This window comes from Shewanella sp. SM71 (genome assembly GCF_025653905.1).
GTDB classification, from domain to species: Bacteria; Pseudomonadota; Gammaproteobacteria; order Enterobacterales; family Shewanellaceae; genus Shewanella; species Shewanella oncorhynchi.
Genome location: NZ_JAKKRW010000051.1, coordinates 1 through 782 on the forward strand (window position 1 = coordinate 1; position 782 = coordinate 782).

Annotated in this window: 2 rRNA genes; both read right to left on the bottom strand. The window is 45.8% G+C overall.

Going from position 1 to position 782, the window contains the following annotated elements:
* A 23S ribosomal RNA gene (locus L5L97_RS22785) occupies positions 1 to 214 on the bottom strand; the annotation flags it as partial.
* A gap of 362 nt (positions 215 to 576) precedes the next feature.
* Positions 577 to 782: ribosomal RNA gene (locus L5L97_RS22790) — 16S ribosomal RNA — on the bottom strand; the annotation flags it as partial.

Consider the following 782-nt stretch of genomic DNA (forward strand, 5'->3'; position numbering starts at 1 on the left):
TCCTAAGGGTACTTAGATGTTTCAGTTCCCCTCGTTCGCCTCGCAACACTATGTATTCATGTTGCGATAACAGCTTATGCTGCTGGGTTCCCCCATTCGGACATCGTTAGCTCAAATGCTTGTTACTAGCTCGCCAACGCTTTTCGCAAGTTACTACGTCCTTCATCGCCTCTGACTGCCAAGGCATCCACCGTATACGCTTAGTCGCTTAACCATACAACCCAAATGAGTTTCACTCAYCTGCGCCGCATTGCGACCAGCTTGGTTTTACTTGTCTCACTTCTGACCAAAGAAGTGGACGCGCCTTAGACGTAAACTATTCAATAAAGAATAATTTACTTTTGAATATTCAAGACACTTAATAAAGTGTTTGAGAACTCATGTTCAATGCTTGCGCATTAAACGTTTTGTAATTAATCACATGACAGACTCATGCAATTAAATACTATCAGCTTTCCAAATTGTTAAAGAACAATGCGTACCGGCTCGCGGCGCATTTAGCTCTGACTTCTCCTAAGAGAAGATAAACAAGCAATCTGTGTGAACACTCAACAAACATTAAGTTAGTCGTATAGGTAAGGAGGTGATCCAGCCCCAGGTTCCCCTAGGGCTACCTTGTTACGACTTCACCCCAGTCATGAACCACAAAGTGGTGAGCGCCCCCCCGAAGGTTAAGCTACCCACTTCTTTTGCAGCCCACTCCCATGGTGTGACGGGCGGTGTGTACAAGGCCCGGGAACGTATTCACCGTGGCATTCTGATCCACGATTACTAGCGATTCC